Source organism: Vibrio phycocola, from assembly GCF_053850235.1.
Map to the genome: position 1 here is coordinate 190,967 of NZ_JBSQDJ010000007.1, position 26,358 is coordinate 217,324.

Genomic DNA, 26,358 nt, shown 5'->3' on the forward strand with positions numbered 1-26,358 from the left:
TTGTTTTAATTAGTTGTTGTATTGACGTTATATTTAATTCTATGAGCTAGATCTTATTATTGGTACTGAACTAACCGATCAACTTCACACTTTTGGTGTTGATTATATGCAACATACATTCGAGATAAATATCGGTCTTTTTTCCTATATATATGACCATAATCTTACTCGCTTTTATTGGCTGAATCGGGATAATGTGGCTGATACAATCTTGAGGAAAATAGAGAGAAAAACATGCACATACATATTCTTGGGATCTGTGGCACTTTTATGGGAGGAGTTGCTGTGCTCGCCCGCCAGCTTGGACATAAAGTGACGGGTTCTGACGCGAATGTTTATCCCCCAATGAGCACAATGTTGGAGTCTCAAGGTATTGAAATAATTGAAGGTTATGATGTTTCTCAATTTGAGGTGAGTCCTGATCTTGTTGTTATTGGTAATGCATTGAGTCGTGGTAATCCATGTGTTGAGTATGTTCTCAATAGTAATCTACGTTATCTCTCTGGCCCGCAATGGTTACAAGAATTTTTATTGCATGATCGTTGGGTAATTGCAGTGTCAGGAACCCATGGTAAAACGACAACATCGAGCATGGTGACTTGGATATTGGACAAGTGTGGTTACCAGCCGGGATTTCTTGTTGGTGGTGTGCTGGGAAATTTTGGTATCTCTGCGAGATTGGGCGAAAGTATGTTTTTTGTCGTTGAAGCTGATGAATATGACAGTGCTTTTTTCGATAAGCGTTCTAAGTTTGTTCATTACCATCCAAGAACCTTAGTGATAAATAACTTAGAATTCGATCATGCCGATATCTTCGACGATCTTGAAGCGATTAAACGACAATTTCACCATTTAGTTAGAACAGTACCAGGTAATGGTCGAATACTCTCTCCTAGCTGTGAAGTCGCAATTTCTGATGTTTTATCTCGAGGATGTTGGAGTGAAACCGAGTTTTTCGGTGATGATGCCCACTGGAAAGCCCAAAAGATGGCACCAGATGGTTCCAAATTTAAGATTTTGTTCCAAAATGACGTTGTCGGAACGGTTGAGTGGGATTTGATTGGTGATCACAACGTCAATAATGCGGTCATGGCTGTTGCCGCTGCTCGCCATGTTGGGGTTGTTCCTGAACTCGCTTGCGAGGCGCTTAGCCAGTTTATTAACACCAAACGCCGTTTAGAGTTCAAAGGCGAGGTCAATGGTGTTTCAGTATTCGATGATTTTGCGCATCATCCGACTGCGATTGAATTAACCCTAGATGGATTGAGAAATAAGGTTGGAAATCAGCGTATCCATGCAGTGTTAGAACCTCGCTCAGCAACAATGAAACTTGGCGTGCATAAACAATTACTCGCAGCGTCACTCCAAAAAGCCGATAGTGTTACTCTTTATCAACCGGATAATCTTCCTTGGTCAGTAAATGAGATCGCTGAGCAATGTGAACAACCCAGTTTTGTTAGTGATAAAATAGAAATCCTCGTGCAGCACCTTTGTGATGTGGTTGAACCTGGTGATTCAATTTTGGTGATGAGTAATGGCGCATTCGGGGCTATTCACGACAAATTGCTAGAGGAGTTGAACAAGTAAATGACGGTAAATGACTCGCAACGCTCACTAACCTTAGCTTTTACTGGTGCTTCAGGCGCTCCTTACGGGTTGCGTTTACTCGAATGCCTCATTGCTGCCGATTACCATGTTTACCTATTGATTTCGTCTGCAGCTCGAGTCGTGCTGGCAACGGAACATGGTTTAAAATTGCCGAGTGGTCCGAGTGCGGCTAAAGATGTTTTGGTAAAGCACTTAAATTGCGATCCAAGTCAATTGACGGTTTGTGGTAAGGAAGATTGGTTTTCCCCTGTGGCATCAGGCTCAGCAGCGCCAAAACAGATGGTAGTGTGCCCTTGCTCTGCTGGAAGTGTTGCGGCGATTGCTCATGGAATGTCGGATAACTTGATTGAGCGTGCAGCCGATGTGGTAATGAAGGAAAGAGGCCAATTGCTGCTCGTCGTTCGTGAAACGCCTTTCTCGACGTTACATCTGGAAAATATGCATAAATTGTCGCAAATGGGGGTAACAATAATGCCCGCCGCACCGGGTTTCTATCACCAACCCAAAACCATTGATGATCTGGTTGATTTTATGGTCGCGAGAATTTTAGATCACCTATCAATCGAGCATAATATGAGCACACGCTGGGGATACGATTCTCGCCGAGCACAGTAGCTTAATTCACTATTATTAAGTAGAATCCAATCTACTCATCGGGGAGCAAGCTAGTCAATAACTAGTTAACGCTGAGATCAAGTTGTACTTGGGACCCGTAACGCTAATCAATGATCGATTAGCATACCTGAACCAGATAATGCTGGCGTAGGAAATGAGATAGTTTGATTCTATATCGCTATTCTTCTTCCCTGTGCTGTTCACAACCAAGGAGAGCGAACAGTGAACATGACCAAACCCCTTCTAACCCTTTCTATTATTGCATCGTCGTCTGTATTAGCCCAAGACAGCCTTACTATTTATACTTACGATTCATTTGCTTCTGAATGGGGGCCGGGCCCGGCGGTTGAAAAAGCCTTTGAAGCGCAATGTGATTGTGATCTTAATTTTGTCGCGTTAGATGATGGTGTTTCTATTCTTAATCGTCTGAAGCTAGAAAGTAAAAATACGAAAGCAGATATTATTCTAGGGCTAGATGACAGTTTGATCGCTGAAGCCAAAACCACGGGGTTACTGGAAAAAACTGAAGTTGACTTCTCAGAGCTAGCGGTACCCACTGGCTGGGAAGATGATACTTTCGTACCGTTTGATTTCGGCTACTTTGCGTTTGTGTATAACAAAAGCAAGCTTGAGAACCCACCTAAAAGCTTGAAAGAGCTTGTAGAACAAAGAGACGATATCAAGGTTATTTATCAAGATCCTCGAACGTCAACTCCGGGACAAGGCTTTTTGTTTTGGATGAAGTCTGTATATGGCGATGATGCAGCACAAGCATGGAGTCAACTAGCTTCTAAAACGGTGACGGTGACAAAAGGTTGGTCAGAAGCCTACTCTATGTTCCTTAAGGGTGAATCGGATATGGTGCTGTCTTATACAACATCACCTGCTTACCATTTAATCGCAGAGAGCGATGATAATTATGCTACTGCTTCATTTGAAGAAGGACACTACTTACAAGTTGAAGTTGCCGCGCGTTTAAATACGTCATCTCAGCCAGAGCTTGCTCAGCAGTTTCTAGAGTTTATGTTAACCGATGAATTTCAAACCATTATTCCAACAGGTAACTGGATGTACCCTGCGACAAATATCGACTTACCTGAAGGTTTTGAAACGTTAAGTACTCCAGAAAATGCGTTGAGTTTTGAGCAAGAAGCAGTGACTTCTAACCGAAAAACTTGGATACGTGAATGGCAAAACGCACTCGCTAAATAACCCAGTGAAGGGACGTTCTGTACCGAAATTAGGTCTAGGGGTCGCGGCATTCGTCGTGACCTTTGTTTTATCGTCACTACTGGCGTTAGTTTCTTATGCGCCCGATTTAAACCCAGAGTTGCTATGGCTAGACAGTTATTATCTTCATATTACGCAGTTTAGTTTCTATCAAGCATTACTATCCTCAGTATTTAGTGTTATTCCTGCCATTTTTGTTGCGATTGGTTTTCATCGTCGTCATTTTATCGCTAAGTCGCTACTGATTAAGTTATTTTCTACGACCTTAGTATTACCTGTTTTAGTTGGTGTCTTAGGTATTATCACTATTTATGGTCAAAGTGGCTGGTTGAATGATTTACTCGGCTTACTTGATATGTCATTGCCATTTTCAATCTACGGTTTAAACGGCATTTTATTAGCTCATATTTTCTTCAACCTACCTTACGCGACGCGGTTGTTCCTACTTAGTTTGGAATCTATTCCTGTTGAACAAGAAAAACTGGCTCTGCATTTAGGGTTAACGCCTTGGCATCGTTTTCGTCTTGTCGAATGGCCAAGAATAAGACAGCAACTGCCCCATGTTGTTGGGCTGGTTTTTATGCTTTGTTTTACCAGCTTTGCCACGGTAATGGCACTTGGCGGGGGGCCGCAAGCCACAACAATTGAATTGGCCATTTACCAAGCCATTAAATATGACTTTGATTTACAAGCAGCCGCTCTATTATCACTTTGGCAAATCCTACTTTGTTCTAGTCTATCTCTAACGATTCAACGCTTTGCCAAACCGATTGAAGTCTCAACACAAACTGGAGGCAAGCGCCTTGTGTTATTCCGAGATTCTGCAATGGCTCGATGGTGGGACCGATTTTGGATTGCATTGGTCATTATTGTCGTCACGCCTCCTCTTTGCTCGGTTATTTTTAGTGGATTGAACGGTAAACTCATTTCCATTGTGCAAGACTCAGAATTTTGGCTCGCAGTATTTAACTCATTTCGTATTGCGATTCTTGCCAGTGTGATTGCGCTTTTTAGTGGCGTTGCCATTTTGAGTAGTAGCCGAATATGGCGCTTACGTCATGAAAATAGAAAAGCAGACCTATTGGATTTATCGGGCACTATTATCTTGTTGACGCCAGGTTTAGTGTTGAGCACTGGATTATTTTTGCTTTTTCGTTCTTTTACCGATGTATTTAGTTTGAGCTATTGGATTGTTGTTGGTGTGAATGCTTTGATGGGATTGCCCTATGTTATCAAAACTCTGACCCAGCCAATGTGGCTTTTGGCAAAACAGTATCAGCGTTTGAGTACCAGCTTAGGGATAAAGGGCTGGTCACGCTGGCGGTTGGTCGAATGGCGAGCCATGCGGCGGCCTATGTCGTATGCATTTGTGATCAGTTTTTTAGTTGCGCTCGGTGATTTGAGTGCGATTGCCTTATTTGGTACTCAAGACTTTCAGACGTTACCACTTTATCTTTATCGCTTGCTGGGAAGTTATCAAATGGAGGCGGCCGCTGCGGTTGCATTTATTATGCTGCTGATTTGCTTACTCTGTTTCTATCTGGCTGAGCGTGTGTTTAAAGATCGAACGGGAGAATCAACATGTTGACGTTGGATCAAGTGAGCTACGAATACGACAGTGAGCGGTTTAAGTTTGATTTAACCGTTCATTCAGGTGAGATATTGGCATTAATGGGGGCGAGTGGGGCTGGGAAGTCAACATTACTTAGCTTGATAGCGGGGTTTATTCAGCCTAAGTCGGGGAGCATTGAGGTGAAGGGAACGTCTGTGTTAGGCCTGTCTCCATATCAGCGTCCATTCTCGATGTTATTCCAAGAACACAATTTGTTTGCTCATCTTAGTGTCGTAGAGAATATTTCGTTAGGTCTTAATCCGAGCTTGAAACTGAATGTGGCTCAACAACAACAAGTCATGGATGCAGCGGCACAGGTTGGAATAGGGCACTTGCTTGAACGGCTACCTAGTGAGCTATCAGGAGGACAAAGACAACGAATAGCGTTGGCTCGCTGTTTTGTTCAACCTAATCCTATTTGGCTTCTTGATGAGCCTTTCTCGGCATTGGATCCTATATTGCGCGTTGAGATGCTCGCTTTGGTAAAAAGCCTCGCTAAAGAGCGTGATATTACGGTGATCATGGTGTCGCATCATTTGAATGATATTCGAGCTATTGCTGACCGGTTTGCTTTTGTTGCGGAACATCAGGTGCTTGAGGTGGGGGAGATTGCAGCATTGGATCGAAATCACCTGAATACTCAGTTAGCTGATTTTGTTATCGCAGGGGAGTAAAAAGAAAAACTCGAGATAAACTCGAGTTTTTTAGGATATTTGTTTTTACAGAATCAAAATTCGTCGTCTAACTCTTTGATGAGTTGAAATATTTCGCGAGAAGCACGAGGGGGTTTTGAGTTTTGTTTTTCTTTTTTAGCTTGGCGAGCAAGTTGACGCAAGCGTTGACGCTCTGCATTGGGATAAAGTGCTAAAACGGCTTCTACGGCTTCATCACCTTCAGTGACGACTCTATCACGCAACTGTTCTAGCTTGTGTAATGCGGCTGTAGATTGGGCATGTTTGTTGTGATATTTGTCTAGTGCTGCTTGAATTGGCTCTGGATCAATGGAGCGCATAACCTTGCCAATATACTGCAATTGACGGCGACGAGCCTCGTTCTTAAATCGCTGAGCATTGTGAATCGCATCCGCTAGATCTTCAGGAATAGGAAACTTCTCTAACACGGAGGGCTTGAGTTCCACTAACTCTTCTCCTAACTTTTGTAGGATGAGCATATCGTTTTTCATCTCGGTTTTACTGACCAAAATGATTTCTTCTTCTTCTTCCCAAGGGGCTTTTTGATTTTTACGAGCCATGATCTCTTTACTTTGCCGTTTGCGATATACGCTATTTTAGCAAGAATTATGGGGAGAAAGTGAAATTCTTGTTATGCTATCTAAATATAAAAAAGAGAATTGACGATTTATGGATATTAAACAGCAAGTAATACAACAAAGAGCTGAATTAGAGTCGGCAGTTTCAAAGGCTCTTGAAATGGCATCAGCAAGCGCAGACGCGGCAGAAGTCGCCATTAATAAGAGTACAGGCCTGAGTGTATCGACTCGCTTTTGTGAAGTAGAGAATGTTGAATTTAACAGTGATGGGGCGCTTGGCATCACGGTTTACCGCAAAGGTAAGAAAGGCAGCGCATCCACATCTGATCTGAGTGAAAAAGCGATAGAACAAACGGTTTTTGCGGCTCTTGATATAGCTCAATATACCTCTGAAGATCCTTGTGCTGGCCCGGCGGATAAAGAATTTTTGGTCAAAGAGATTCCAGATTTAGACCTGTTCCACCCTGATGAGCCCAATCCTGATCATGCAGCCAAGGTTGCCATTGAGGCTGAGCAAGCTGCATTGAATTATAGCGAGCGTATTAAGCAGAGCGATGGTGCAAGTTACGACAGTCACTATGGTGTTCGAGTGTATGGTAACAGCCATGGGTTACTTGCAAGTTATGCCTCAAGCCGACACAGTGTTAGCTGTAGCGTCATTGGTCAAGGGAAAAATGGTGAGATGGAGCGCGACTATAGCTACAGCGTTGCAAGACATAAAGATGATTTATGGGCGGCGAGTAAAGTAGGGCATTTAGCCGCAGAGCGTACCGTTAGCCGACTTGATCCTCGAAAACTTAAGACAGGGCAATACCCGGTTATGTTTGCCCCTGATGTTGCAACTGGATTAATGGGTCATTTAGTCATGGCTATTAGTGGTGGTAACCTCTATCGTAAATCTTCATTTTTACTGGATAAACTTGGTGAGACCATTCTTCCTACTTGGTTCAACATCACTGAGCGACCTCATGTATTACGTGGCTTAGCTTCAACGCCTTTTGATAGCGAAGGGGTAAAAACGACCGACTTAGACATTATTACCGACGGACAGTTGGCGACGTATCTTCTGACCAGCTACTCTGGAAGAAAACTCAAAATGAACCCAACTGGCCATGCCGGGGGAATTCATAACTGGTTTGTCGCCTCGTCATCGGATCTGAATTTTGAGCAGATGTTGAAAGAGCTTGGCACCGGCTTCTTGGTAACGGAAGTCATGGGGCAAGGGGTGAATATCGTTAATGGCGATTACTCTCGTGGCGCAGCGGGATTTTGGGTCGAAAATGGGGAAATTCAATACCCAGTTTCAGAAATCACCATTGCGAGCTCTTTACCTGATATGTTTAAAAACATTGTCGCGGTAGGTAATGATGTTGATGTGCGTTCGCAAGTTCATACCGGTTCAATTTTGATTGAATCGATGAAGGTAGCGGGCGAGTAGGACTTATTTGAAAGGTTGGCATCGTTATTTAGCCAATATACAAAAGCCGCCACATTAATGAAATTATGTGGCGGCTTTTTGTTATAGGGCTATTTAAAAAGCCGATTTACAGTTTAAGGTTACTTACTGCTTGCGAAACACTTTCCGCACCTTCATGAATATCATCGATTTTGGTTGATACTTCTGCAATTCGAGAGTTTGTTGTTTCTGAAAGTTCAGAGACTTGAGACATAATCCCAGTGACACTTTCGGTCAGAGATATATTTTGTTCGACCACTTTATTGATTTCGCCTGTTGCAGTGGATGTGTGAGTGGCTAATTTTCTTACTTCATCAGCAACGACTGCAAACCCTCTGCCTTGTTCTCCTGCTCGAGCTGCTTCAATCGCAGCGTTTAGTGCGAGCAAGTTGGTTTGATCGGCGATACCTTGAATTGTTTTTACGATCTCAGAGATGTCTTGAGAAAGATTGACGAGTTGCTCAATTTTCTCAATTGATGACACAATGCTCTGATTCATTTCATTTGAACTTTCTACAGACTCTTTTAACGTGTGGCTGCCTTCTTGGGCGATTTGTGAGGTTTCTAACGCTGTGTTGTAAGCGATTTGAGCGGTCTCTTTGACTTGTCGTTCATCATTAACTCGATGCGTAACATCGACCGCAAATTTCACCACTTTATAGACTTTGTTGTTTTGGTCGAGAATAGGGCAATATGATGCTTGAATCCAGATTTCATTGCCGCGACTATCTTTACGCTGAAATCGATTTGTGAACGATTGATTGTTGCTTAGATCTTGCCAGAACTTAGGGTTTTCTTGGTAAAAATCATCGAAGCAGAACATCCGATGATGATGCCCCTTAATGTCATCTAAAGAGTAACCCAAAGCATTTAGAAAATTGGAGTTTGCTGTAATGATTGTGCCATCAGTTTCAAACTCGATAACTGCGTAAGTGTTATCTATAGCAATGAGCCGGTCATTGTTACTTTGAGCTTTTAGAAAGTCCTCTGTCACATCAGAAGCAATTTTCATTGCTCCTTTAACTTCACCTTGTTCAAAAATGGGGAAGTAAGTAGCTTCTATAACAATTAATTCACCATCTTTTTTGAAACGTTTAAATGTACCTTTCTGAGGAACTCCCTTGGATATCTCATCCCAAAAATTACGATACTCACTGGAGTTTGTATAGTTAGCGTCGCAAAACATTCGATGATGCTTGCCAATGACTTCGTTTTCCTGATATCCCAGAGCGCCTAAAAAGTGGGAGTTTACTTTTAGGATATTACCTTGAGTATCAAATTCAATGGTTGCCATTGATTGGTTCAATGACTCAAGTATATTATGCTCCCATTGAGCTTCGGGAGATGGATTTGGTTCGGCTTTCTTTTTAAAAAACATACTTGCCTCAGGTTTTATTATTATAAATTAGTCCTGAAACTATAGTTACTTTTCCTTAGTTTGCTAAAAATTTGATCTTCTGCACATTTAGAAGTGTTATCCACGTAACAAAAATATGGTTATTAATGTAACAATTATGCAAATAGTGTTGCGAGACCCAAGAAAACAGATAATCCAACGACGTCGGTGACTGTGGTTAATGCCATCCCACCCGCTAATGCAGGATCGATCTTCATTCTCTTGAGTAAGATAGGAATACTCACGCCAGCAACACCGGCAACGATTAAGTTCGTTAGCATGGCACAGGAGATAAACAAGCCAAGCATCATACTTCCTTTCCAGAACATAACGATCCCACCAATAATGACCGCCCAAGCTACGCCATTGAGTAAGCCAATTGCCGCTTCTTTTAGAAGTAATTCACGTTGGTTACTTTCACCGATATGCCCCAACGCAAGACCTCGTATAACCAAGGCGACAGTTTGGTTTCCTGCCACACCGCCCATTGAGGGAACTATAGTCATTAATACTGCAACCGCAGCCATTTCTTCTAATGTGGCTTCGAACATATTGGAGACTGATGCTGCAGCTAGAGCGGCAAGGACATTAGCACCAAGCCAGATGCTTCTTTTTCGGGCCGATTTTACAACTGGAGCAAAGGTATCTTCTTCATCGTCCATACCTGCCATGCTCATCATGGTGTGTTCGGCATCTTCACGAATGACGTCAACGACATCATCGATGGTAATACGACCGACTAAGTGACCGTTTTGATCGACAACTGGGGCTGACACCCAGTTTCGGCGTTCAAATAGGCTTGCCACATCGCTATCTGGAGTTTCAACGGAAATGGCTTCATCGGCGTCATCCATGATATCGACTATTTTGACATCGGGTTGAGTTGTGATCAGTGTGGTGAGCGATAAATGACCAATTAATTTACTCTCGGCATCAATGACATAGAGCGCATCGGTTGCGTGAGGTAATTCTCCTTTTATTCGCAAATAACGTAATACCACGTCAACATCAACATCGCCCCGAATCGTTATGACATCGGTATTCATCAATGAGCCAGCACTGTCTTCCGGATAGGAAAGGGCCATTTCTACTCGTTGACGATTTGCCTCATCCATTTGAGACAGAATTTCTTTGGAAAGATCGTCAGGTAAACTACGCAGTACATAGGCGACATCATCGGTTTCCATCCCCTCTGTCGCTTCAACGAGAAGCTCAGGAGCCATGGTAGAAACCAGAGCATCTTTCACATCTTCGTTTAGTTCATCAAGAATTTCGCCGTAATCTTCAGGGTCGGTTAATTGCCAAAGAACTTGACGACTTTTTCGAGGGGAAGCTTCCAGAAGAATGGCAATATCTTCTGGCTCCATATCTTGGAGTTGACGGCGGACATGAACATATCGGCCGTTATCGAGCGCATCTGCTATTTGCTGGAGGGTTTGGTGAGCTTGGTCGTACTCTATTTGCTCTGCCATTTTTTCTACCCTCTATTTTCTAACTTTTATCCGCTAATAGTAACGTATCTTGTTGAGCAATCAACTCAAGTTAATCGTTTTAAATAGTATTTTTAATCCGCTAGAAGCAGCAATATCGCTTATTCTTGTTCTTCGAATTTATCTTCAATCAGATGGCAAATTGCTTCTAATGAGGATTCTGCATCGTCACCGTTTGCTGAAATGGTAACGTACTGTCCTTGCGCTGATTCCAGCATAAGTAATCCCATTACACTATCCGCTGTTGCTTCTTTTCCTTCTTGATTTTGAATGGAGATAATAGCAGAGAAGGACTGAGCAAGTTCAACGAGTTTCATTGCAGCTCGTGCATGTAAGCCAAGTCTATTTTGAATTAAGACAGTACGGTTAGCTTGCGACATAAGAAAGGGTCCTACTGATTTTTTTCCAATGAGGTATGACGAATTTGTACTTGATGACCGTTAGCGATAAAGTGCTCGCCAATTTTTTGAGTCAAATAGACTGAACGATGTTTGCCCCCAGTACAGCCAATAGCGACCGTAAGGTAGCTGCGGTTATTGGTTTCTAAGGCATCCAGCCAATGCTCGAAAAAGTTCTGGATCTGCAGCTTCATATCGACAACATCTTGATGACTTTCTAAAAAGGTTTGTACTGGAGTATCAAGTCCAGTGAAGACTCTTAACTCTGGTTCCCAGTGAGGGTTTGGTAAAAAACGGACATCAAAAACATAATCTGCATCGCTTGGTAGGCCATATTTGAAACCAAACGATTGAAACACCATGACGAGCTCTTTACGTTCTCGGCCTTCTACTCGGGTTCTAACCATTTCACTCAGGTCATGGATAGATTTATCTGTTGTATTGATCAGAAGATCTGCATGTTCACGCAGAGCTGTTAGTAGCGAACATTCCAATTCAATTGCTTGATCTAAAGAAAGACGACTATCGGAGATGGTGAGAGGGTGAATGCGTCGGGTTTCGCTGTAGCGTTTGAGTAATGTTTCTTTGCTTGCATCGATAAATAAGACATTAACATCGTTACTGTCTTTTAACTCACCAAGTGTCTGCTGAATATGCTCTGGGTCTTTAGGTAGATTTCGAATATCGATACTAACGGCCACATTTTGCTTGCCGTTTTGAATAGATTGAATAAATGGGTCGAGTAAACTGACAGGTAAATTATCGACACAATAGTAACCAAGGTCTTCTAAGACACGTAATGCAACGCTCTTTCCTGCTCCAGATTGACCACTGACGACGATAACACGCATAATTTAATCTCAACTAATTTGGTTGACCGAGCATTATATTATACAAGCTTTCATCGCTTTCTGCTTTGCGTAGCGCTTTTAGTACTTGCTTATCATTGAGTCTTTCTGCCATCAGAGACAACGTCTTTAGGTGTTCCTGACATTGATCTTCTGGGACTAAAAGAGCAAATAGAATATCAATAGGTCGATGATCGATAGCATCGAAATCGATAGGTTCTTCGCATTGAATGAGAACCGCAACGGCATTATCTAGTGATGTCATCCGAGCATGAGGAATCGCAATACCATTACCAATTCCTGTTGTCCCTACTTTTTCACGTGACAGCATACATTCAAACAGATCATGAGAACTTAACCCTGAGTACTGAGCTGCTATTTCACTGATGATTTCTAGGGCTCTTTTTTTACTTGAACATTGGACTCCACTTTTAGTGCAGTCCAATGCTAATACATCACTTAATTGCATAATTAATGGTTACTTAATTTTTCTTTATGTTTATTGAGTTGGCGAACCAGTTTATCCACCAAACTATCAATCGCTGCGTACATATTTTCGTTATCAGCTGTCGCATGAATCTCACCACTGTTTACGTGAAGAGTTGCTTCTGCTATTTGCTGATTTTTTTCGACCTTAAGGATAACCTGAACACTGTTAATATGCTCAAAAAAACGTTCAAGCTTGTTGAATTTTGTCCTGACATATTCTTGCATCGAGTCGGTAAGATCAATGTGATGGCCACTAATATTAATTTGCATATACGTTCCTTCTCTCTTCTTTAGTGATTAAAGTAGACGTTTTCGCTGACTAGATGGGGCAATTCCCAAGGATTCACGATATTTAGCAATGGTTCTTCGGGCAACTTGGATCCCTTGTTCAGCGAGCAGTGCTGCAATTTTACTGTCACTAAGTGGTTTAGCTAAGCTTTCTGAAGCGACTAATTTTTTAATTAGTGCTCGAATTGCAGTCGATGAACATTCTCCGCCATTATCAGTGCTTACATGGCTAGAGAAAAAGTATTTAAGTTCGAATATTCCCCTAGGGGTATGCATATATTTTTGAGTGGTAACCCGCGATATGGTCGATTCATGCATCTCTACTGCTAATGCAACATCATTTAGTACCATTGGCTTCATCGCTTCTTCGCCTTGTTCAAAGAATTCTTTTTGATGCTCTACAATACATTTGGCGACTTTTAGTAAGGTTTCATTGCGGCTTTCTAAGCTTTTAATCAGCCATTTGGCTTCTTGTAAATTCGTTCGGATATAAGAGCTATCAGCGCTATTTCCGCGGCCTAATTCAGCATATTGTTGATTGATTTTTAACTTTGGAATGCTATCAGGGTTGATTGTCACGACCCATTTGCCGAGATCTTTGTAGACTGAAACATCAGGGACGACATATTCCGCGTGATCGGTATTGATATCGCTACCTGGTCGAGGGTTTAACTCTTGGATAAGTTGCATCGCATTGCGCAGCTCATCCTCTTTGAGTTTTGTCTCTTTTAAGATGATTTTGTAGTCACGATTTCCGAGCTGATCAATATAGTCACTCAAAACTAACTTAGCTTCTTTAAGCCATGGAGTCTCTTCAGGATACGTAGCAAGTTGAAGTAGGAGGCAGTCTTGCAAGTTAATAGAAGCCACACCTAAAGGATCAAATTGCTGAATCCGTTTGCGAACAGCTTCAATTTCATCGAGTTCAATCTCTTCGGCTTCACTGTTGCTATTAACACTTTCAAGCAGCTCTTCAAGAGATTGATTTAGGTAACCATAGTCATCAACTGCATCTATGATGGCGAGTGCTATCATATGATCGATTTCAGTGAACGGTGTTAGGTCGAGTTGCCATAGTAAGTAATCATACAAAGACTGAGTTGTTTCACCTTGATATACCGGTAAATCATCATCGCTGGCAATGCCAGTACTGCCTGTATTTGCGCTGTAAACATCTTCCCAGGTCGTATCGATTTCTAGCTCGGCGCTAATTTCTGATTTTTCAATAACTTCAGAACTATCTTGGGTATCTACTTCAACGACTTCAACGGTCGGTTCTTTTTCTGGTTTGGCTTCGTTCTGAGCATTTTCCGCTTGCACGAGTTCTTCAAACGCTTCTTCAACATCGAGAAGAGGGTTTGATTCCAATGCTTCTTGAATCTCTTGTTGGAGATCAAGCGTAGAAAGCTGCAGCAAGCGAATGGCTTGTTGCAGCTGCGGTGTCATCGCTAACTGTTGACCTAACTTAAGTTGTAATGACGCTTTCATTCGGTATAAGTTACCTTTTCGTTCTTAAATTGAGCTTCTATCTAATTTAATCATAGACGGAATTGTTCGCCGAGATAAACTTGTTTCACATGTTCATTGTTTAGCACTGCCTCTGGCGTGCCTTCTGCAATAAGTTGCCCTTGGCTCACGATATAGGCTTTTTCACAGACATCTAAGGTTTCTCTTACATTGTGGTCAGTGATTAATACCCCCAAACCACGATCCCGTAAATGCTCGATAATCTTTTTGATATCGATGACCGATATGGGGTCGACGCCCGCAAAGGGTTCGTCAAGTAAAATAAACTGCGGATTGGCGGCTAAAGCACGAGCAATCTCAACTCGGCGGCGCTCCCCTCCAGATAATGCCATACCTGCACTCTTGCGGATGTGCTGGATATGAAACTCTTTGAGTAATTCTTCCAGTTTATCTTGGCGCTGCTCTCGAGTGATTTCATCACGAGTTTGTAGTACTGCCATGATATTATCTTCCACAGATAATTTGCGAAAGATGGATGCTTCTTGAGGTAAGTAGCCAATCCCCATCCTAGCACGACTGTGCATAGGTAGGATACTGATGTCTTCGTCGTCGATGGTTATCGTGCCTTCATCTCGAGCAACTAGACCAACAATCATATAAAACGACGTGGTTTTTCCAGCGCCGTTTGGACCCAATAGGCCCACAATTTGTCCCGAATTTACTTCCAGGCTAACGTCAGAAACGACTTTACGTTTTTTGTAGCTCTTAGCTAAGTGTTGTGCTCTAAGTATGGACATAACGAATTATTATTTTTCCGCATTAGGGTGGAAGACGGTCGATACACGTTGGTTTTTATCACTGTCAGCGATTAAAGTTTGTTCGGCTATTTTATAGCGAATTTTAGAACTTTTAATCACACTGTCTTCTTGAGATAACTTAGCGCTCTCTATCATGGTGAGTGTTTCGTCTGACATTTTATATAGCAGCTGCTTTGCTTCACCGTATAGCGTGTCACCCTCGTCAGTTTCTTGGGAAAACGTTGACAGGTTACCATAACCTTGAATTTCATTGACATTGCCCGTTTCAGAATCTCGAATAACGATGATTTTATCCGCTTTGATATTGATTGAGCCTTGAGTCAATGTAACGTTACCTAGAAATGTGACTTGGTTACTTTTCAGGTTCAAGCGTTGGCTATCCGAATCGATGTAGACAGGCTGATCAGAATCGGTGGTAAGCGCAGAAGCCGAATTGGATAGGGCTAAAACAGCAAATAAACTAAGGTATGAGATTTTCATATACACCCTGCACATGGTTATAAAGTTCCGCCTCTTGAGCGTTGAAGTTGCCTTTTAATGCATGACTAAAGTTTTCAAATTGAGGCCCTTTAGTGACGACATCATTATCTGTCCAGAAATCATTGGTTCCGAGGTGAATGCTTAACTTTTCAGTCTTTAGCGTATCGAAACTGGCACCTTCTAACATATTTTCTGCAACGACATCATCATAGAGCGTTAACACTTGGTCTTTAGCTAGAATGCCACGCTTTGATGTAATCTTCCATTCAACCAAAGTCCCTTCTCGGTAAACAAACAATATTGGAGCATCAAACGTTGTATTACCACTGGTCGAATAATATTCCAGACTTGTGGATTTAATTTGATAGTTTCGAATACCAAGAGGATCGTAAGTGGTATTGCTAAGTTCACTACCACTAAATGCAGGTAATTCAATATCCGGTGTTACTTGGATGTCCACTTGGCTGTTGTCTGCATTTATATAGTAGATTAACCATCCTGATATTCCTATCAAGACGATATAAAGGTAGCGCGAAAAGGTCATATACTTAAACCTTTGTGCATCTCTAACTCTCCACGAGCTTGTAATATAAGATCGCACACTTCCCTTACTGCACCTCTGCCACCCAAGGTTTGAGTGACATAATTGGCTTTTTTAGCGAGTAAAGGGTGACCATCCGCTACGCAAACTTTTAACGCAACTTTTTCCATCACCGGCCAATCAATCATATCATCGCCGATATATGCGGTGTGTTCTGGAGCGATATTAAGTTGCTGACAAATATCAGCATAGGCTTGGAGTTTATTGTCTTGGCCTTGATAAATTAATGAGATACCGAGTGCGGTCATTCTGTTTTCAACAATGGCTGATTGACGCCCGGTAATGATCGCAACATTAATGTCAGCGCTCATAAGTGCTTTGACGCCGTAGCCATCTCGGGTATGGAATGTTTTTAGCTCTTCACCATTGTTTCCCATGTAAATCAAGCCATCAGAAAATACGCCATCAACATCGCATATCAGTAGCTTAATTTTGCTGGCTATAGAGAAAATAGCGTTGTCGACAGGACCATACAAAGTATCAATTAACATTACATTACTCCTGCTTTTAATAGATCATGCATGTTGAGAGCGCCAACTAGATGTCCATTATCATCGGTCAGCATTAAGCCATTAATCCGCTTATTTTGCATTAAATTCAACCCTTCGACTGCCAAAAGGTTAGGCGACGATACGGTTGGGTTACGTGTCATGACATCTTCGATGTACGCGGTGTGAATATCGATACGCTTGTCCAAAATGCGACGTAAGTCTCCATCAGTAAAAATACCTAGTAGAACGTCATTTTCATCAACAATTGCAGTCATCCCTAAACCTTTTTGGCTGATTTCAAGCAAGGCGTCTCGGATAAAAGCTTTTGGGCTGACTTTTGGCAGCTCGTTTTCTTTATGCATAATATCGGAAAGGAGTAACAATAGCTTCCGACCTAACGCGCCACCGGGATGAGAAAGAGCAAAGTCGTCTTTGGTAAATCCACGTGCTTGTAATAGAGCAATCGCTAACGCATCACCCATCACTAAAGTCGCTGTTGAGCTTGTGGTTGGCGCTAAGCCTAAAGGGCAGGCTTCTTCAGGTATCGTGATTTGTAAATGGATATTAGCCAGAGTCGCCATGTTAGAATTCGGATTACCTGTCATGGCAATGATAGGAATCGAGCGCCTTTTTAAAACAGGATACAGCGGAAGAATCTCTGATGATTCCCCTGAATAGGAGATAGCAAGTACCACGTCGCCTTCAGATATCATACCTAAATCGCCATGTGACGCTTCACCTGGATGAACAAAAAAAGAAGGCGTACCCGTACTGGCGAGCGTTGCCGCTAATTTATTACCAATATGGCCAGACTTTCCTACGCCCATGACGATGACTTTGCTTCGGGTTTTATTCAGGATGAGATCGCATGCGCGATCAAAATCCTCATTAATGTAGCTCTCTAGTTGTTGTAGTCCGGCAATCTCAGTTGCTAGAACCTGTTTACCAGTAAGACAAAAATCAAAATCGTTCGACATTAACGTACTCCGAAGCGCTGTATTAAGCGGTCATGTTGAAAAATAAAAAAGCTTGATAGCAGACAAAAGAAGCAAATAACAAGAAGCCTTCAACGCGATTAACGCGACGTGCTTTTCCTAGAGCCATAGGAACCAATATGAGCGATAGGGCTAGCATAATCCAATAGTCTCTTTCCATCGCATGAGGACTGATGATAGATGGATTAAGTAATCCCGGTATTCCCATGACGGCTAATATATTGAAGACATTAGAACCAATAATATTACCAAGCGCCATATCGTCTTCGCCTTTTAGTACACCAGCGAGTGACGCTGCTAACTCAGGCAAACTCGTACCTATCGCAATGATTGTTAAACCAATAACTAGGTCGCTCATGCCGAAATATTTGGCTATGACAACGGCGTTTTCTACTAACATGTTAGCTGAAAGTGGTAAGAGAATTAGTCCAAGAATAAGCCAAAAAGTTGCACTTTTATTACTTACCCCTTCAGGTATTTCTGATTCTTGTTCCTCTAGCATTATATCGTCTTTATGGTTCTCTTTACGACTGATGTATATCATGGTGATGATAAATAACGCGAAAAGAACAAAAAGAACGATACCATCAAATTGACTTAAGGTGCTGTCCCACAAAATAGCACCAGCAACCACGGTGACGATGAGCATAAGAGGCAGTTCGCGGCGTAATATTCCCGAACTCACTGATAACGGTTTAATGATGGCCGTTATCCCTAAAATAAGCGCGATATTGGCAATGTTGGAACCAATGACATTACCAACGGCTGTATCTGTTTTTCCGGCAAGCGCTGCCGTTGCTGATACCATCATTTCAGGGGCAGAAGAGCCCATAGCGAGGATCGTCATACCAATAATTAAAGGAGAAATTCCTACATTTCTAGCTAAGGCAGCTGCGCCATATACCAGTTTATCTGCACTCCAGACGAGTAAGATGAGTCCAATAATGAGAAAAATAACAGTTTCAAGCATGACAATTCCTAATCCATGTTAGTGATAAATAATATAGCTAACCATTTTTACTTTTAGCAAAGTAAAAATGGAACAGTAGAACGGACAGCGAAGTAACCGTGCTTATGAGGGCAAATAATCACCTATTGTAAGCAAGTGTTACGGTTTACTCGTTCTAATTAATCAAAATTGGTGGATAAAAGGCGCGCTATAATATCACTATTCCTCAGATACCGCGAAAAAATGTTTATATTTTACGGTTGTTTATATTACCTAATCGAACAGTGCTTTTAATTTCGTCAAATTGTGCCTATGATTAATGATTGATTATTTTATTTATGTATTTGGTCGTGACTATGTCTGATTCAGATCTTGTTACCATTAACAACCTTACGTTTTCACGTTCTCAACGTGCAATCTTCGATGGCATCACATTGCGAGTTCCAAAAGGAAAGGTGACTGCGATTATGGGGCCATCGGGCACAGGGAAAACTACGCTCTTGCGATTGATCGGTGGCCAGTTGCTTCCCGAAGAGGGCGAAATTTGGTTTGATGGTGAAAATATCCCCAAGCTCAACCGGAATGCTTTGTACCAAGCACGAAAAAAAATGAGTATGTTGTTTCAATCGGGTGCACTTTTTACGGATATCAGTGTCTTTGATAATGTGGCGTTTCCATTACGAGAGCATACGGATCTAACGGAAGACCTGATTCATACCTTGGTATTGTTGAAGTTAGAAGCAGTAGGATTGCGTGGTGCAGCGCAATTAATGCCTAGTGAACTATCGGGAGGTATGGCACGTCGAGCAGCATTGGCTCGCTCCATTGCTCTCGATCCAGACTTAATTATGTACGATGAGCCTTTTGCTGGCCAAGATCCAATGACAATGGGGGTGTTGGTGCAATTGATTCGCAACTTGAATCATGCGCTTGATCTTACCTCTATTGTGGTATCGCATGATGTACCTGAAGTGATGAGTATTGCTGATTGGGTTTATATTTTGGCTGATGGTAAAGTCATTGCAGAAGGCACTCCGGAACAGTTACGAGAAAACAGCGATCCTAAAGTGATGCAGTTTCTTCGTGGTGAAGCTGATGGTCCAGTACCATTTCGTTATCCAGCAGAACCAATAGAAAAGGATTTATTCCATGTTGAATAATATGGCCGAATGGGTTGCCGGTTTAGGTCATCGTGCGATGAGTATTTGCGAAGCCTTTGGTCGTGCCAGTTTGATGCTATTTGGTGCTTTAGTAGGACGTCCTCAACCAATAAAGAATTTTCCTTTGTTGGTTAAGCAACTTTATAGCGTTGGAGTTCAATCGTTAGCCATTATCCTTGTTTCAGGTTTATTCATCGGCATGGTTTTAAGCTTGCAAGGATACGTTATTTTAATCGATTACGGTGCAGAAGGAAGCTTGGGACAAATGGTATCACTCTCACTATTGCGAGAGCTTGGTCCTGTGGTTACTGCTTTACTGTTTGCTGGTCGAGCGGGCTCTGCACTAACCGCAGAAATCGGCTTAATGAAAGCGACGGAGCAAATTTCCAGCTTAGAAATGATGGCAATAGATCCTCTTAAAAGAGTCATCGCTCCTCGTTTTTGGGCTGGTGTTATTTCACTTCCTTTACTCGCGATGATCTTTATGGCGGTAGGTATCTGGGGAGGACAATTAGTTGGCGTTGAGTGGAAAGGTATCGATCACGGTAGCTTTTGGGCAACCATGCAATCTTCCGTGGAGTTAGGGCGTGATATTGGCAATAGTGCAATTAAATGTATCGTTTTCGCCTTAACAATTACTTGGATTGCACTCTTTAATGGGTATGATTCCGTTCCGACTTCTGAAGGCATTAGTCGTGCAACGACAAAAACCGTAGTTCATTCTTCTTTAGCTGTACTGGGATTGGACTTTATTCTTACTGCACTGATGTTTGGGAATTAGTCATGCAACAAACACGAAAAATTGAACTGTTAGTGGGTAGTTTTATCCTTGCTGGAATTTGCGCAATTCTGGTAATGATTTTTCAAGTCGCTGATGTAACAGGGTTAGGATCGAGTGATACTTATCGTCTTACTGCAAAATTTGACAATATTGGAACCTTGAAAGAAAAGGCCCCCGTCAAAGTGGGTGGTGTTGTCGTAGGTCGAGTCACCGATATTAAATTAGACGAGGCGTCATTGCAGCCGGTTGTCACATTAGACATTGAATCTCGCTATGACCAATTTCCAGAGAATTCAAGCCTGAAGATCCTGACAGCAGGTTTGATTGGTGAGCAATACTTAGGTTTAGAGCCCGGCTTTGTTTGGGAAGATGATAACGCAATGTTAGTTGATGGTAATCAGATTGAAGATACTCAATCAGCGCTTGTAATTGAAGATCTTATCGGTCAATTCCTCTATCGTGATGGCGACTCAGATGAATAGTAATAAATAGGTAAAGTGAGTAATAAATGATGAAAATGTTTAATCAAATTAGAATGTGTTTTTTAGTGCTAGCGACACTGATGTTTTCGTTTCAGGTGTCATCTGAGGAGATTGATAGTAGTAATCCGTACCAGTTAATTACTCAAGTTGCGGAGAATACATTTGCTCGCCTAAAAGCAGAACAGCCAAAGATTCAGCAAGACCATGATTATTTAAAAGTGGTCGTTGAAGATGAACTGATGCCTTATGTTAACTCTCAATATACGGCATTGAAGCTATTGGGTTCGAACTTAAAAGGCGCTAAGAAGGACGACGTTAAAGAGTTCATTAAAGCATTTCGTGGCTATTTGGTGACAAACTATGCACAAATATTAGCTCAGTACACAGATCAAGAATTGCGCTTTGGGCCAGAAACACCGATTGGACCAGAGGATAGAATTGCAAGTGCAAAAGTTACCATTTTAGATGCGCCTTCTTCGAACATTAATATCGAATTTAAGTTACGCAAAAATAAATCCAATCAATGGCAAGCCTATGACATGATTGCTGAGGGAATTAGTTTACTATCCGCAAAACAATCAGAGTGGAATGGTAAAATTCGTCAAGATGGAATCTTATCTGTTGCAAAGGAACTCGAGGCTATTGCTAAGCAACCGATTAACTATAAAGGTAAAGCTTAATGAGTCATGGACAATGGGACGTAACAAAGTCAGGGGTTATAGAGTTATCAGGTGATTTAGACCGAGATTCTACATCCAACTTATGGCTTGTTATACAACAATGGAAACCGACCGAAAATGCGGTTTCTGTCTCATTAGAAAAGGTCAATCGAGTAGATTCCGCAGGAATGGTGTTGTTAATCCACTTAATAGAGCATGCAAAAAATAATAACTGTCATATAATGTTCGACTTCGTGCCAGCTAAGCTGCGTACATTATTTCAATTGAGCAACGTTGAAAGTATCGTTGCTCAACACTTAAAGAATGAATCAGGAGCCGATTTTGGATAGCGCCCAAGTACAACAGATATTAAACGACGCACTTTCCCTCCAAGAAATTCATGTTAAAGGTGAAAACAGTCATTACGAAGTTGTAGCGATTGACACCTGCTTTGAATCGATGAGCCGAGTTAAAAAACAACAACTAATTTACACCCCTCTGATGGAGTACATCAAACGCAATGATATCCATGCGGTATCGATTAAAGCATTCACGCCAGATGAATGGGCGCGTGATAAAAAACTGATGTCACTGTAAGGGTAAATAAGTTGATGGAAAAGTTTCGCATAATAGGTTCTAACGCTCCTCTTACGGGGGAAGTGACAATTTCTGGGGCAAAGAATGCCGCACTCCCAATCCTTTTTGCCGCTATTTTGGCCGAAGGCCCCGTTGAAGTGAGCAATGTTCCTCACCTTCGCGATATTGATACCACCATGGAGCTTTTGCAGCGTTTGGGCGCAAAAGTATCTCGTAATGGCTGTGTTAATGTTGATGCCGGACCTATAAATGAATTTTGTGCTCCTTACGATTTAGTGAAAACAATGCGTGCATCGATTTGGGCACTTGGCCCATTGGTGGCAAGATTTGGTCAAGGGCAAGTATCTTTACCTGGTGGTTGTGCAATTGGAGCTCGCCCTGTGGATCTACATATCCATGGTCTAGAGCAGCTTGGCGCTACGATTACGCTGGAAGATGGCTATGTAAAAGCCAACGTTGATGGTCGCTTAAAAGGCGCTCATATTGTCATGGATAAAGTGAGTGTTGGCGCAACGATTACGATCATGTGTGCAGCAACCTTAGCCGAAGGTGAAACGGTGATTGATAACGCGGCTCGAGAGCCAGAAATTGTCGATACCGCTCTATTTTTGAATGCTATCGGTGCAAAAATTACCGGTATGGGCACTGATACTATTCGTATCGAAGGTGTTGAGCGTCTATCAGGTGGTAAGCACAGTGTTGTTGCCGATCGTATCGAAACCGGGACGTTTTTAGTGGCTGCTGCTGTCTCTGGTGGTCGTATCAAATGTAACAATACCAACGCGCATTTACTCGAAGCTGTGTTGGCTAAGTTAGAAGAAGCTGGCGCAAACGTCGAAGTCGGTGATGATTGGATTTCACTGGATATGACAGACCGAGAGCTAAAAGCTGTATCTATTCGTACTGCTCCTCATCCGGGTTTCCCAACCGATATGCAAGCTCAATTTACTTTGCTGAACATGATGGCAAAAGGTGGTGGCGTGATTACTGAAACGATTTTTGAGAATCGTTTCATGCATGTTCCTGAACTTATGCGTATGGGAGCGAAAGCCGAAGTTGAAGGGAATACGGTAATTTGTGGTGATGTGACATCCTTAAGCGGTGCCGAAGTTATGGCGACAGACTTAAGGGCCTCTGCAAGTTTAGTTATTGCAGGGTGCATTGCTGAAGGTGAAACCATTGTAGACCGTATCTATCATATTGATCGTGGCTATGACCGGATTGAAGCGAAATTGACAGCACTAGGTGTCAATATTGAGCGTTATCAATCGGCTTAACTTCATTAGATAATATTGCTTAGCCGAAACAGTGGTTTCGGCTTTTTTATTCGATTTTTTGTTTGTGTATGGTAGGTGCGAAGCCTACTTTCAGATTGTTGGAGAACAATATGGTTGCTCTATTTCGACTAATAATGGTTGCTGTGTTAGGAACTTTATTGTTCGTATTCGGTTGTATCTATTGCTTATTTAGTCCTCGAAATCCTAAAAATGTTTACATCATCGGTCGTCTATTTAGCAAAATGGCTCCGGTATTGGGGATTAAGCTTGAACTGAGAATGCCTGAAGGAGCTTTAGAGCGAGGTCAGCACGTATATATCGCAAACCACCAAAATAACTGGGATTTATTTACCGTATCAGGAGCAGTAACACCTAATGTGGTTACAGTAGGAAAGAAGAGTTTGGTTTGGATGCCTCTTTTCGGTCAAATTTATTGGATTACTGGAAACATTCTGATCGATCGTGAAAATAAAGCCAAAGCGAAAGGCACTATCGATCAGGTTATCAAGTCAATGAAAGAGAGTGCGGTGTCTATCTGGATGTTTCCTGAAGGAACACGTTCACGAGGACGAGGGTTATTGCCGTTTAAAACCGGCGCGTTTCATACTGCCATTGGTGCTCAGTTTCCTATCATTCCGATTGTTTGTAGCTCAACGGGTCACCTAAAGTTTAACAAATGGAATAATGGACACGTGATCGTGGAAATTCTTGATCCCGTTGATATTTCGCAGTATGAGCGTGAGAATGTGCGTAAGCTAGCGACTCATTGTCGAAATATTATGAAAGAGAAATTAGCCGAACTTGATGAAGAAGTCGCGCAACGTAATGAACAGTAGTTTACGAAGCTAAAAATTGAAAAAAGGCTGAAGAGTGATCTTCAGCCTTTTTTGTTATTCGAGCGATCTAATTACTTTCTAACCGCAATTGCTTCGATTTCGATACCGACATCTTTAGGTAAACGAGCAACTTCGACACATGAGCGAGCAGGGTAGTTCGCAACCTTGTGCTCATCAAAGAACTTGCCATAAGCCTCGTTTACGGTTGCAAAGTCGTTTAAGTCTTTAACAAATACCGTCATTTTTACGATGTCTGAAACTGTTAGGCCAGAAGATTCTACTACCGCTTTTACGTTATCTAAGGACTGACGAGCTTGGACAGCGATATCAGCAGAAACCTCACCGGTGACTGGGTTTACAGGGATTTGACCTGAAGTCATTACCATATTTCCCAGATCAACACCTTGAACGTAAGGACCAATAGCGGCTGGCGCGGATTCTGTGTGAAGTACTTTAGTCATTGTTGTTATTTCCATTTTCTACAGTAAATATAAGACTTATCAGTTTGCTCTTATTCTTTAAATTGGTAAAGAGTCTGTGCATATCTATTTGTTTATTATTACAATTTAATCAACCGGTTAAAAATCTAACTGGTGAACAAAATTAATCACGCTCGGTAACAATCTCACGAGAAAATACTTTTTCACAGTATTTGCATTTGAGGCGAATAATCTCTTTGTTCTCGATAACATTAAAGCTTGTTTCAACTGGTTCGTTGTGTGAAATACAGTTGCTGTTCGGGCAAGCAAAGACATTGTTCACTTGTTCTGGAAGCGACAAAGCCAACTTCTTCACCACTTCATAGTTTTCGATTTGGTTGACCGTTGCATTCGGAGCGTAAAGTGCTAGCTTGTTTGCTTGGCTTTCATTGATAAACACATTTTCAATCTTGAGCAAATCTTTCGCACCCAACGCTGACGATGGAAGGTTTAAGCCAATCGTGACACGCTGCTGTGAATTATGCATGTCAAACAGCTTTAAAACCTTGATGCCAATATGAGCAGGAATATGGTCGATAACCGTGCCGTTTTTGATTGCTTCTACCTGCAATTGAGTTTCTTTATTCATCTCTTTTCTCCTCGACTACAGTGTTTCGTTTAACACAAGGGCTAATAAGGCTTCACGAGCATAAACACCATTTTCGGCCTGTTGGAAGAAATAGGCATGCGGTGTTTTATCAACATCTACTGTAATTTCATCGACTCGAGGAAGTGGGTGAAGGACTTTCATATTGCTTCGAGCGTTGGTTAGGTGTGAAGCTCGTAGAATGTAGGCCGACTTAATGTGCGCATATTCTGACTCGTCAAAGCGCTCTTTTTGAACTCGAGTCATATAGAGAACATCCAATTCAGGGATAACTTCTTCTATTTCCGTGTGGGTGCTGTATTGAATGCCAGCCTCGTTTAATTCTTCAAGAATATAATCTGGCATGGCGAGCGCTTCAGGTGCAACGAAGAAGAATTTAACATTACTGAACTTGGCCAACGCTTGTGTTAATGAATGCACGGTGCGGCCATATTTTAAGTCACCAATAAACGCGACATTGAGGTTATCTAAACGCTCTTGAGTTTCGGCGATAGAGAAGAGATCAAGCAACGTCTGTGTCGGGTGTTGGTTGGCACCGTCGCCAGCATTGATGACCGGAGTTCCATTGGAAAATTCTGATGCTAAACGAGCTGCACCTTCTTGAGGATGACGCATAACAAACGCATCAACGTATGAAGAGATGACTTGAACTGAATCGGCAAGTGTTTCCCCTTTTTTTGCTAATGAGGTGTTTCCATCATTATCAAACCCGATAACATTGCCACCAATACGCTGAATAGCCGTTTCAAAGGATAAACGGGTCCGTGTAGAAGGTTCAAAAAAGCAACTTGCGATGACCTTATCTTTTATTAGCTCTGGCATCTGCTTAGCTTTTAGTTTTCCCGCTGTTTCTACAATCAATTCCAACTCTTCGCGAGTCAGTTCTGAAATTGAAATGATGTGCTTTTTGTAGAGCGAATTCGCCATGTTCATCTTCCCTATCGTTTCTGACAGTCATAAAAAAGCCCCCCAACCAAGG

Annotated in this window: 31 protein-coding genes; 14 read left to right on the forward strand and 17 right to left on the reverse strand. The window is 42.0% G+C overall.

Annotated elements, in window-relative coordinates; genetic code table 11:
• Positions 1 to 234 precede the first annotated feature (234 nt).
• The 5 genes from mpl (at position 235) to thiQ (ending at position 5,739) form a co-directional block, all read left to right on the forward strand.
• On the forward strand, positions 235 to 1,587 hold the full coding sequence (gene mpl, locus ACWU4D_RS12260; protein ID WP_456051721.1) for a UDP-N-acetylmuramate:L-alanyl-gamma-D-glutamyl-meso-diaminopimelate ligase: 1,353 nt from the start codon (positions 235 to 237) through the stop codon (positions 1,585 to 1,587).
• Positions 1,588 to 2,223 carry a flavin prenyltransferase UbiX gene (locus ACWU4D_RS12265; protein ID WP_456051722.1) on the forward strand — a complete coding sequence of 212 codons (636 nt, stop codon included), beginning with the start codon at positions 1,588 to 1,590 and terminating at the stop codon, positions 2,221 to 2,223.
• Between the two features lie 228 nt (positions 2,224 to 2,451).
• Positions 2,452 to 3,435, forward strand: a complete 984-nt coding sequence (gene thiB / locus ACWU4D_RS12270; RefSeq protein WP_456051768.1) for a thiamine ABC transporter substrate binding subunit — start codon at positions 2,452 to 2,454, stop codon at positions 3,433 to 3,435.
• Complete coding sequence (gene thiP, locus ACWU4D_RS12275; RefSeq protein WP_456051723.1) at positions 3,407 to 5,041, forward strand: thiamine/thiamine pyrophosphate ABC transporter permease; 1,635 nt, start codon at positions 3,407 to 3,409, stop codon at positions 5,039 to 5,041. The genes thiB and thiP overlap by 29 nt, the downstream gene beginning before the upstream one ends.
• Positions 5,035 to 5,739 (forward strand): thiamine ABC transporter ATP-binding protein, encoded by a 705-nt coding sequence (thiQ, locus tag ACWU4D_RS12280; RefSeq protein WP_456051724.1) that lies wholly within the window; start codon positions 5,035 to 5,037, stop codon positions 5,737 to 5,739. Before thiP ends, thiQ begins: the two co-directional genes overlap by 7 nt.
• 53 nt (positions 5,740 to 5,792) lie before the next feature.
• Here the strand turns inward: thiQ and yjgA are convergent, their stop codons facing one another.
• Entirely contained in the window at positions 5,793 to 6,317 is a 525-nt protein-coding gene (yjgA, locus tag ACWU4D_RS12285; RefSeq protein WP_456051725.1) for a ribosome biogenesis factor YjgA, read from the reverse strand.
• A 109-nt stretch (positions 6,318 to 6,426) separates the two neighbouring features.
• On the opposite strand from yjgA, the gene pmbA reads away from it, so the two are divergent.
• Positions 6,427 to 7,773, forward strand: coding sequence for a metalloprotease PmbA (gene pmbA / locus ACWU4D_RS12290; RefSeq protein ID WP_456051726.1), 1,347 nt, complete (start codon positions 6,427 to 6,429; stop codon positions 7,771 to 7,773).
• Positions 7,774 to 7,879: 106 nt separating this feature from the next.
• Here pmbA and ACWU4D_RS12295 read toward each other — a convergent pair whose 3' ends face one another.
• From ACWU4D_RS12295 to ACWU4D_RS12355, 13 genes are all read right to left on the reverse strand, one after another.
• Entirely contained in the window at positions 7,880 to 9,169 is a 1,290-nt protein-coding gene (locus ACWU4D_RS12295; protein ID WP_456051727.1) for a methyl-accepting chemotaxis protein, read from the reverse strand.
• A 134-nt stretch (positions 9,170 to 9,303) separates the two neighbouring features.
• Entirely contained in the window at positions 9,304 to 10,659 is a 1,356-nt protein-coding gene (gene mgtE / locus ACWU4D_RS12300) for a magnesium transporter (protein ID WP_456051728.1), read from the reverse strand.
• Positions 10,660 to 10,778: 119 nt separating this feature from the next.
• Positions 10,779 to 11,057, reverse strand: coding sequence for an HPr family phosphocarrier protein (locus ACWU4D_RS12305; RefSeq protein WP_456051729.1), 279 nt, complete (start codon positions 11,055 to 11,057; stop codon positions 10,779 to 10,781).
• Between the two features lie 11 nt (positions 11,058 to 11,068).
• Positions 11,069 to 11,926 (reverse strand): RNase adapter RapZ, encoded by an 858-nt coding sequence (rapZ, locus tag ACWU4D_RS12310; protein WP_456051730.1) that lies wholly within the window; start codon positions 11,924 to 11,926, stop codon positions 11,069 to 11,071.
• A 13-nt stretch (positions 11,927 to 11,939) separates the two neighbouring features.
• Positions 11,940 to 12,392, reverse strand: a complete 453-nt coding sequence (gene ptsN, locus ACWU4D_RS12315; RefSeq protein ID WP_456051731.1) for a PTS IIA-like nitrogen regulatory protein PtsN — start codon at positions 12,390 to 12,392, stop codon at positions 11,940 to 11,942.
• 2 nt (positions 12,393 to 12,394) lie between these two features.
• Positions 12,395 to 12,682: a ribosome hibernation promoting factor gene (gene hpf, locus ACWU4D_RS12320; protein ID WP_456051732.1), complete on the reverse strand. Its 288-nt coding sequence runs from the start codon at positions 12,680 to 12,682 to the stop codon at positions 12,395 to 12,397.
• A 27-nt stretch (positions 12,683 to 12,709) separates the two neighbouring features.
• The gene (locus ACWU4D_RS12325) at positions 12,710 to 14,188 is read right to left on the reverse strand and encodes an RNA polymerase factor sigma-54 (RefSeq protein ID WP_456051733.1); all 1,479 of its coding nucleotides are present in this window, start codon (positions 14,186 to 14,188) and stop codon (positions 12,710 to 12,712) included.
• A gap of 50 nt (positions 14,189 to 14,238) precedes the next feature.
• Entirely contained in the window at positions 14,239 to 14,964 is a 726-nt protein-coding gene (lptB, locus tag ACWU4D_RS12330; RefSeq protein WP_456051734.1) for an LPS export ABC transporter ATP-binding protein, read from the reverse strand.
• A gap of 9 nt (positions 14,965 to 14,973) precedes the next feature.
• The gene (lptA, locus tag ACWU4D_RS12335; protein WP_456051735.1) at positions 14,974 to 15,465 is read right to left on the reverse strand and encodes a lipopolysaccharide transport periplasmic protein LptA; all 492 of its coding nucleotides are present in this window, start codon (positions 15,463 to 15,465) and stop codon (positions 14,974 to 14,976) included.
• Positions 15,446 to 16,009 (reverse strand): LPS export ABC transporter periplasmic protein LptC, encoded by a 564-nt coding sequence (lptC, locus tag ACWU4D_RS12340; protein WP_456051736.1) that lies wholly within the window; start codon positions 16,007 to 16,009, stop codon positions 15,446 to 15,448. The genes lptA and lptC overlap by 20 nt, the downstream gene beginning before the upstream one ends.
• Entirely contained in the window at positions 16,006 to 16,557 is a 552-nt protein-coding gene (gene kdsC / locus ACWU4D_RS12345; RefSeq protein WP_456051737.1) for a 3-deoxy-manno-octulosonate-8-phosphatase KdsC, read from the reverse strand. Before kdsC ends, lptC begins: the two co-directional genes overlap by 4 nt.
• Entirely contained in the window at positions 16,557 to 17,534 is a 978-nt protein-coding gene (locus ACWU4D_RS12350) for a KpsF/GutQ family sugar-phosphate isomerase (RefSeq protein ID WP_456051738.1), read from the reverse strand. The genes kdsC and ACWU4D_RS12350 overlap by 1 nt, the downstream gene beginning before the upstream one ends.
• A gap of 22 nt (positions 17,535 to 17,556) precedes the next feature.
• On the reverse strand, positions 17,557 to 18,522 hold the full coding sequence (locus tag ACWU4D_RS12355) for a calcium/sodium antiporter (RefSeq protein WP_456051739.1): 966 nt from the start codon (positions 18,520 to 18,522) through the stop codon (positions 17,557 to 17,559).
• A gap of 335 nt (positions 18,523 to 18,857) precedes the next feature.
• Between ACWU4D_RS12355 and mlaF the strand changes: the two genes are divergently transcribed.
• The 8 genes from mlaF to ACWU4D_RS12395 all read left to right on the forward strand — a co-directional run bounded on the left by mlaF (position 18,858) and on the right by ACWU4D_RS12395 (position 24,293).
• The gene (gene mlaF, locus ACWU4D_RS12360; protein WP_456051740.1) at positions 18,858 to 19,661 is read left to right on the forward strand and encodes a phospholipid ABC transporter ATP-binding protein MlaF; all 804 of its coding nucleotides are present in this window, start codon (positions 18,858 to 18,860) and stop codon (positions 19,659 to 19,661) included.
• 1 nt (position 19,662) lies between these two features.
• A complete protein-coding gene (mlaE, locus tag ACWU4D_RS12365) occupies positions 19,663 to 20,442 on the forward strand; it encodes a lipid asymmetry maintenance ABC transporter permease subunit MlaE (protein ID WP_456051769.1) in 780 nt (259 codons plus the stop codon).
• Between the two features lie 2 nt (positions 20,443 to 20,444).
• Positions 20,445 to 20,924 carry an outer membrane lipid asymmetry maintenance protein MlaD gene (gene mlaD, locus ACWU4D_RS12370; protein ID WP_456051741.1) on the forward strand — a complete coding sequence of 160 codons (480 nt, stop codon included), beginning with the start codon at positions 20,445 to 20,447 and terminating at the stop codon, positions 20,922 to 20,924.
• 53 nt (positions 20,925 to 20,977) lie between these two features.
• Complete coding sequence (locus tag ACWU4D_RS12375; protein WP_456051770.1) at positions 20,978 to 21,604, forward strand: ABC transporter substrate-binding protein; 627 nt, start codon at positions 20,978 to 20,980, stop codon at positions 21,602 to 21,604.
• Positions 21,604 to 21,933, forward strand: coding sequence for an STAS domain-containing protein (locus ACWU4D_RS12380; protein WP_456051742.1), 330 nt, complete (start codon positions 21,604 to 21,606; stop codon positions 21,931 to 21,933). Before ACWU4D_RS12375 ends, ACWU4D_RS12380 begins: the two co-directional genes overlap by 1 nt.
• Positions 21,926 to 22,180, forward strand: coding sequence for a BolA family iron metabolism protein IbaG (ibaG, locus tag ACWU4D_RS12385; RefSeq protein ID WP_456051743.1), 255 nt, complete (start codon positions 21,926 to 21,928; stop codon positions 22,178 to 22,180). The genes ACWU4D_RS12380 and ibaG overlap by 8 nt, the downstream gene beginning before the upstream one ends.
• A 14-nt stretch (positions 22,181 to 22,194) precedes the next feature.
• Positions 22,195 to 23,457, forward strand: a complete 1,263-nt coding sequence (gene murA / locus ACWU4D_RS12390) for a UDP-N-acetylglucosamine 1-carboxyvinyltransferase (protein ID WP_456051744.1) — start codon at positions 22,195 to 22,197, stop codon at positions 23,455 to 23,457.
• A 110-nt stretch (positions 23,458 to 23,567) separates the two neighbouring features.
• Positions 23,568 to 24,293, forward strand: a complete 726-nt coding sequence (locus ACWU4D_RS12395; protein WP_456051745.1) for a 1-acylglycerol-3-phosphate O-acyltransferase — start codon at positions 23,568 to 23,570, stop codon at positions 24,291 to 24,293.
• A 71-nt stretch (positions 24,294 to 24,364) separates the two neighbouring features.
• On the opposite strand, the gene ACWU4D_RS12400 is transcribed toward ACWU4D_RS12395, so the two are convergent.
• The 3 genes from ACWU4D_RS12400 to pyrB all read right to left on the reverse strand — a co-directional run bounded on the left by ACWU4D_RS12400 (position 24,365) and on the right by pyrB (position 26,306).
• Positions 24,365 to 24,754, reverse strand: a complete 390-nt coding sequence (locus tag ACWU4D_RS12400) for a RidA family protein (RefSeq protein ID WP_456051746.1) — start codon at positions 24,752 to 24,754, stop codon at positions 24,365 to 24,367.
• A 142-nt stretch (positions 24,755 to 24,896) separates the two neighbouring features.
• Positions 24,897 to 25,361: an aspartate carbamoyltransferase regulatory subunit gene (pyrI, locus tag ACWU4D_RS12405; RefSeq protein ID WP_456051747.1), complete on the reverse strand. Its 465-nt coding sequence runs from the start codon at positions 25,359 to 25,361 to the stop codon at positions 24,897 to 24,899.
• 15 nt (positions 25,362 to 25,376) lie between these two features.
• On the reverse strand, positions 25,377 to 26,306 hold the full coding sequence (gene pyrB / locus ACWU4D_RS12410; RefSeq protein WP_456051748.1) for an aspartate carbamoyltransferase: 930 nt from the start codon (positions 26,304 to 26,306) through the stop codon (positions 25,377 to 25,379).
• Positions 26,307 to 26,358 lie beyond the last annotated feature (52 nt).

What these genes read in the sequence shown, in the direction of transcription:
- ACWU4D_RS12395 (WP_456051745.1), top strand. Translation starts at nt 23,568, where the DNA reads ATGGTTGCTCTATTTCGACTAATAATGGTTGCTGTGTTAGGAACTTTA.
- hpf (WP_456051732.1), bottom strand. Translation starts at nt 12,682, where the DNA reads ATGCAAATTAATATTAGTGGCCATCACATTGATCTTACCGACTCGATG.
- ACWU4D_RS12350 (WP_456051738.1), bottom strand. Translation starts at nt 17,534, where the DNA reads ATGTCGAACGATTTTGATTTTTGTCTTACTGGTAAACAGGTTCTAGCA.
- kdsC (WP_456051737.1), bottom strand. Translation starts at nt 16,557, where the DNA reads ATGTTAATTGATACTTTGTATGGTCCTGTCGACAACGCTATTTTCTCT.
- lptC (WP_456051736.1), bottom strand. Translation starts at nt 16,009, where the DNA reads ATGACCTTTTCGCGCTACCTTTATATCGTCTTGATAGGAATATCAGGA.
- lptA (WP_456051735.1), bottom strand. Translation starts at nt 15,465, where the DNA reads ATGAAAATCTCATACCTTAGTTTATTTGCTGTTTTAGCCCTATCCAAT.
- pmbA (WP_456051726.1), top strand. Translation starts at nt 6,427, where the DNA reads ATGGATATTAAACAGCAAGTAATACAACAAAGAGCTGAATTAGAGTCG.
- yjgA (WP_456051725.1), bottom strand. Translation starts at nt 6,317, where the DNA reads ATGGCTCGTAAAAATCAAAAAGCCCCTTGGGAAGAAGAAGAAGAAATC.
- murA (WP_456051744.1), top strand. Translation starts at nt 22,195, where the DNA reads ATGGAAAAGTTTCGCATAATAGGTTCTAACGCTCCTCTTACGGGGGAA.
- ACWU4D_RS12325 (WP_456051733.1), bottom strand. Translation starts at nt 14,188, where the DNA reads ATGAAAGCGTCATTACAACTTAAGTTAGGTCAACAGTTAGCGATGACA.
- ACWU4D_RS12375 (WP_456051770.1), top strand. Translation starts at nt 20,978, where the DNA reads ATGTGTTTTTTAGTGCTAGCGACACTGATGTTTTCGTTTCAGGTGTCA.
- ACWU4D_RS12295 (WP_456051727.1), bottom strand. Translation starts at nt 9,169, where the DNA reads ATGTTTTTTAAAAAGAAAGCCGAACCAAATCCATCTCCCGAAGCTCAA.
- rapZ (WP_456051730.1), bottom strand. Translation starts at nt 11,926, where the DNA reads ATGCGTGTTATCGTCGTCAGTGGTCAATCTGGAGCAGGAAAGAGCGTT.
- ACWU4D_RS12380 (WP_456051742.1), top strand. Translation starts at nt 21,604, where the DNA reads ATGAGTCATGGACAATGGGACGTAACAAAGTCAGGGGTTATAGAGTTA.
- ptsN (WP_456051731.1), bottom strand. Translation starts at nt 12,392, where the DNA reads ATGCAATTAAGTGATGTATTAGCATTGGACTGCACTAAAAGTGGAGTC.
- ACWU4D_RS12355 (WP_456051739.1), bottom strand. Translation starts at nt 18,522, where the DNA reads ATGCTTGAAACTGTTATTTTTCTCATTATTGGACTCATCTTACTCGTC.
- thiQ (WP_456051724.1), top strand. Translation starts at nt 5,035, where the DNA reads ATGTTGACGTTGGATCAAGTGAGCTACGAATACGACAGTGAGCGGTTT.
- ACWU4D_RS12305 (WP_456051729.1), bottom strand. Translation starts at nt 11,057, where the DNA reads ATGTCGCAAGCTAACCGTACTGTCTTAATTCAAAATAGACTTGGCTTA.
- mpl (WP_456051721.1), top strand. Translation starts at nt 235, where the DNA reads ATGCACATACATATTCTTGGGATCTGTGGCACTTTTATGGGAGGAGTT.
- mlaF (WP_456051740.1), top strand. Translation starts at nt 18,858, where the DNA reads ATGTCTGATTCAGATCTTGTTACCATTAACAACCTTACGTTTTCACGT.
- mgtE (WP_456051728.1), bottom strand. Translation starts at nt 10,659, where the DNA reads ATGGCAGAGCAAATAGAGTACGACCAAGCTCACCAAACCCTCCAGCAA.
- mlaE (WP_456051769.1), top strand. Translation starts at nt 19,663, where the DNA reads ATGGCCGAATGGGTTGCCGGTTTAGGTCATCGTGCGATGAGTATTTGC.
- ACWU4D_RS12265 (WP_456051722.1), top strand. Translation starts at nt 1,588, where the DNA reads ATGACGGTAAATGACTCGCAACGCTCACTAACCTTAGCTTTTACTGGT.
- thiB (WP_456051768.1), top strand. Translation starts at nt 2,452, where the DNA reads ATGACCAAACCCCTTCTAACCCTTTCTATTATTGCATCGTCGTCTGTA.
- ACWU4D_RS12400 (WP_456051746.1), bottom strand. Translation starts at nt 24,754, where the DNA reads ATGACTAAAGTACTTCACACAGAATCCGCGCCAGCCGCTATTGGTCCT.
- mlaD (WP_456051741.1), top strand. Translation starts at nt 20,445, where the DNA reads ATGCAACAAACACGAAAAATTGAACTGTTAGTGGGTAGTTTTATCCTT.
- pyrB (WP_456051748.1), bottom strand. Translation starts at nt 26,306, where the DNA reads ATGGCGAATTCGCTCTACAAAAAGCACATCATTTCAATTTCAGAACTG.
- lptB (WP_456051734.1), bottom strand. Translation starts at nt 14,964, where the DNA reads ATGTCCATACTTAGAGCACAACACTTAGCTAAGAGCTACAAAAAACGT.
- pyrI (WP_456051747.1), bottom strand. Translation starts at nt 25,361, where the DNA reads ATGAATAAAGAAACTCAATTGCAGGTAGAAGCAATCAAAAACGGCACG.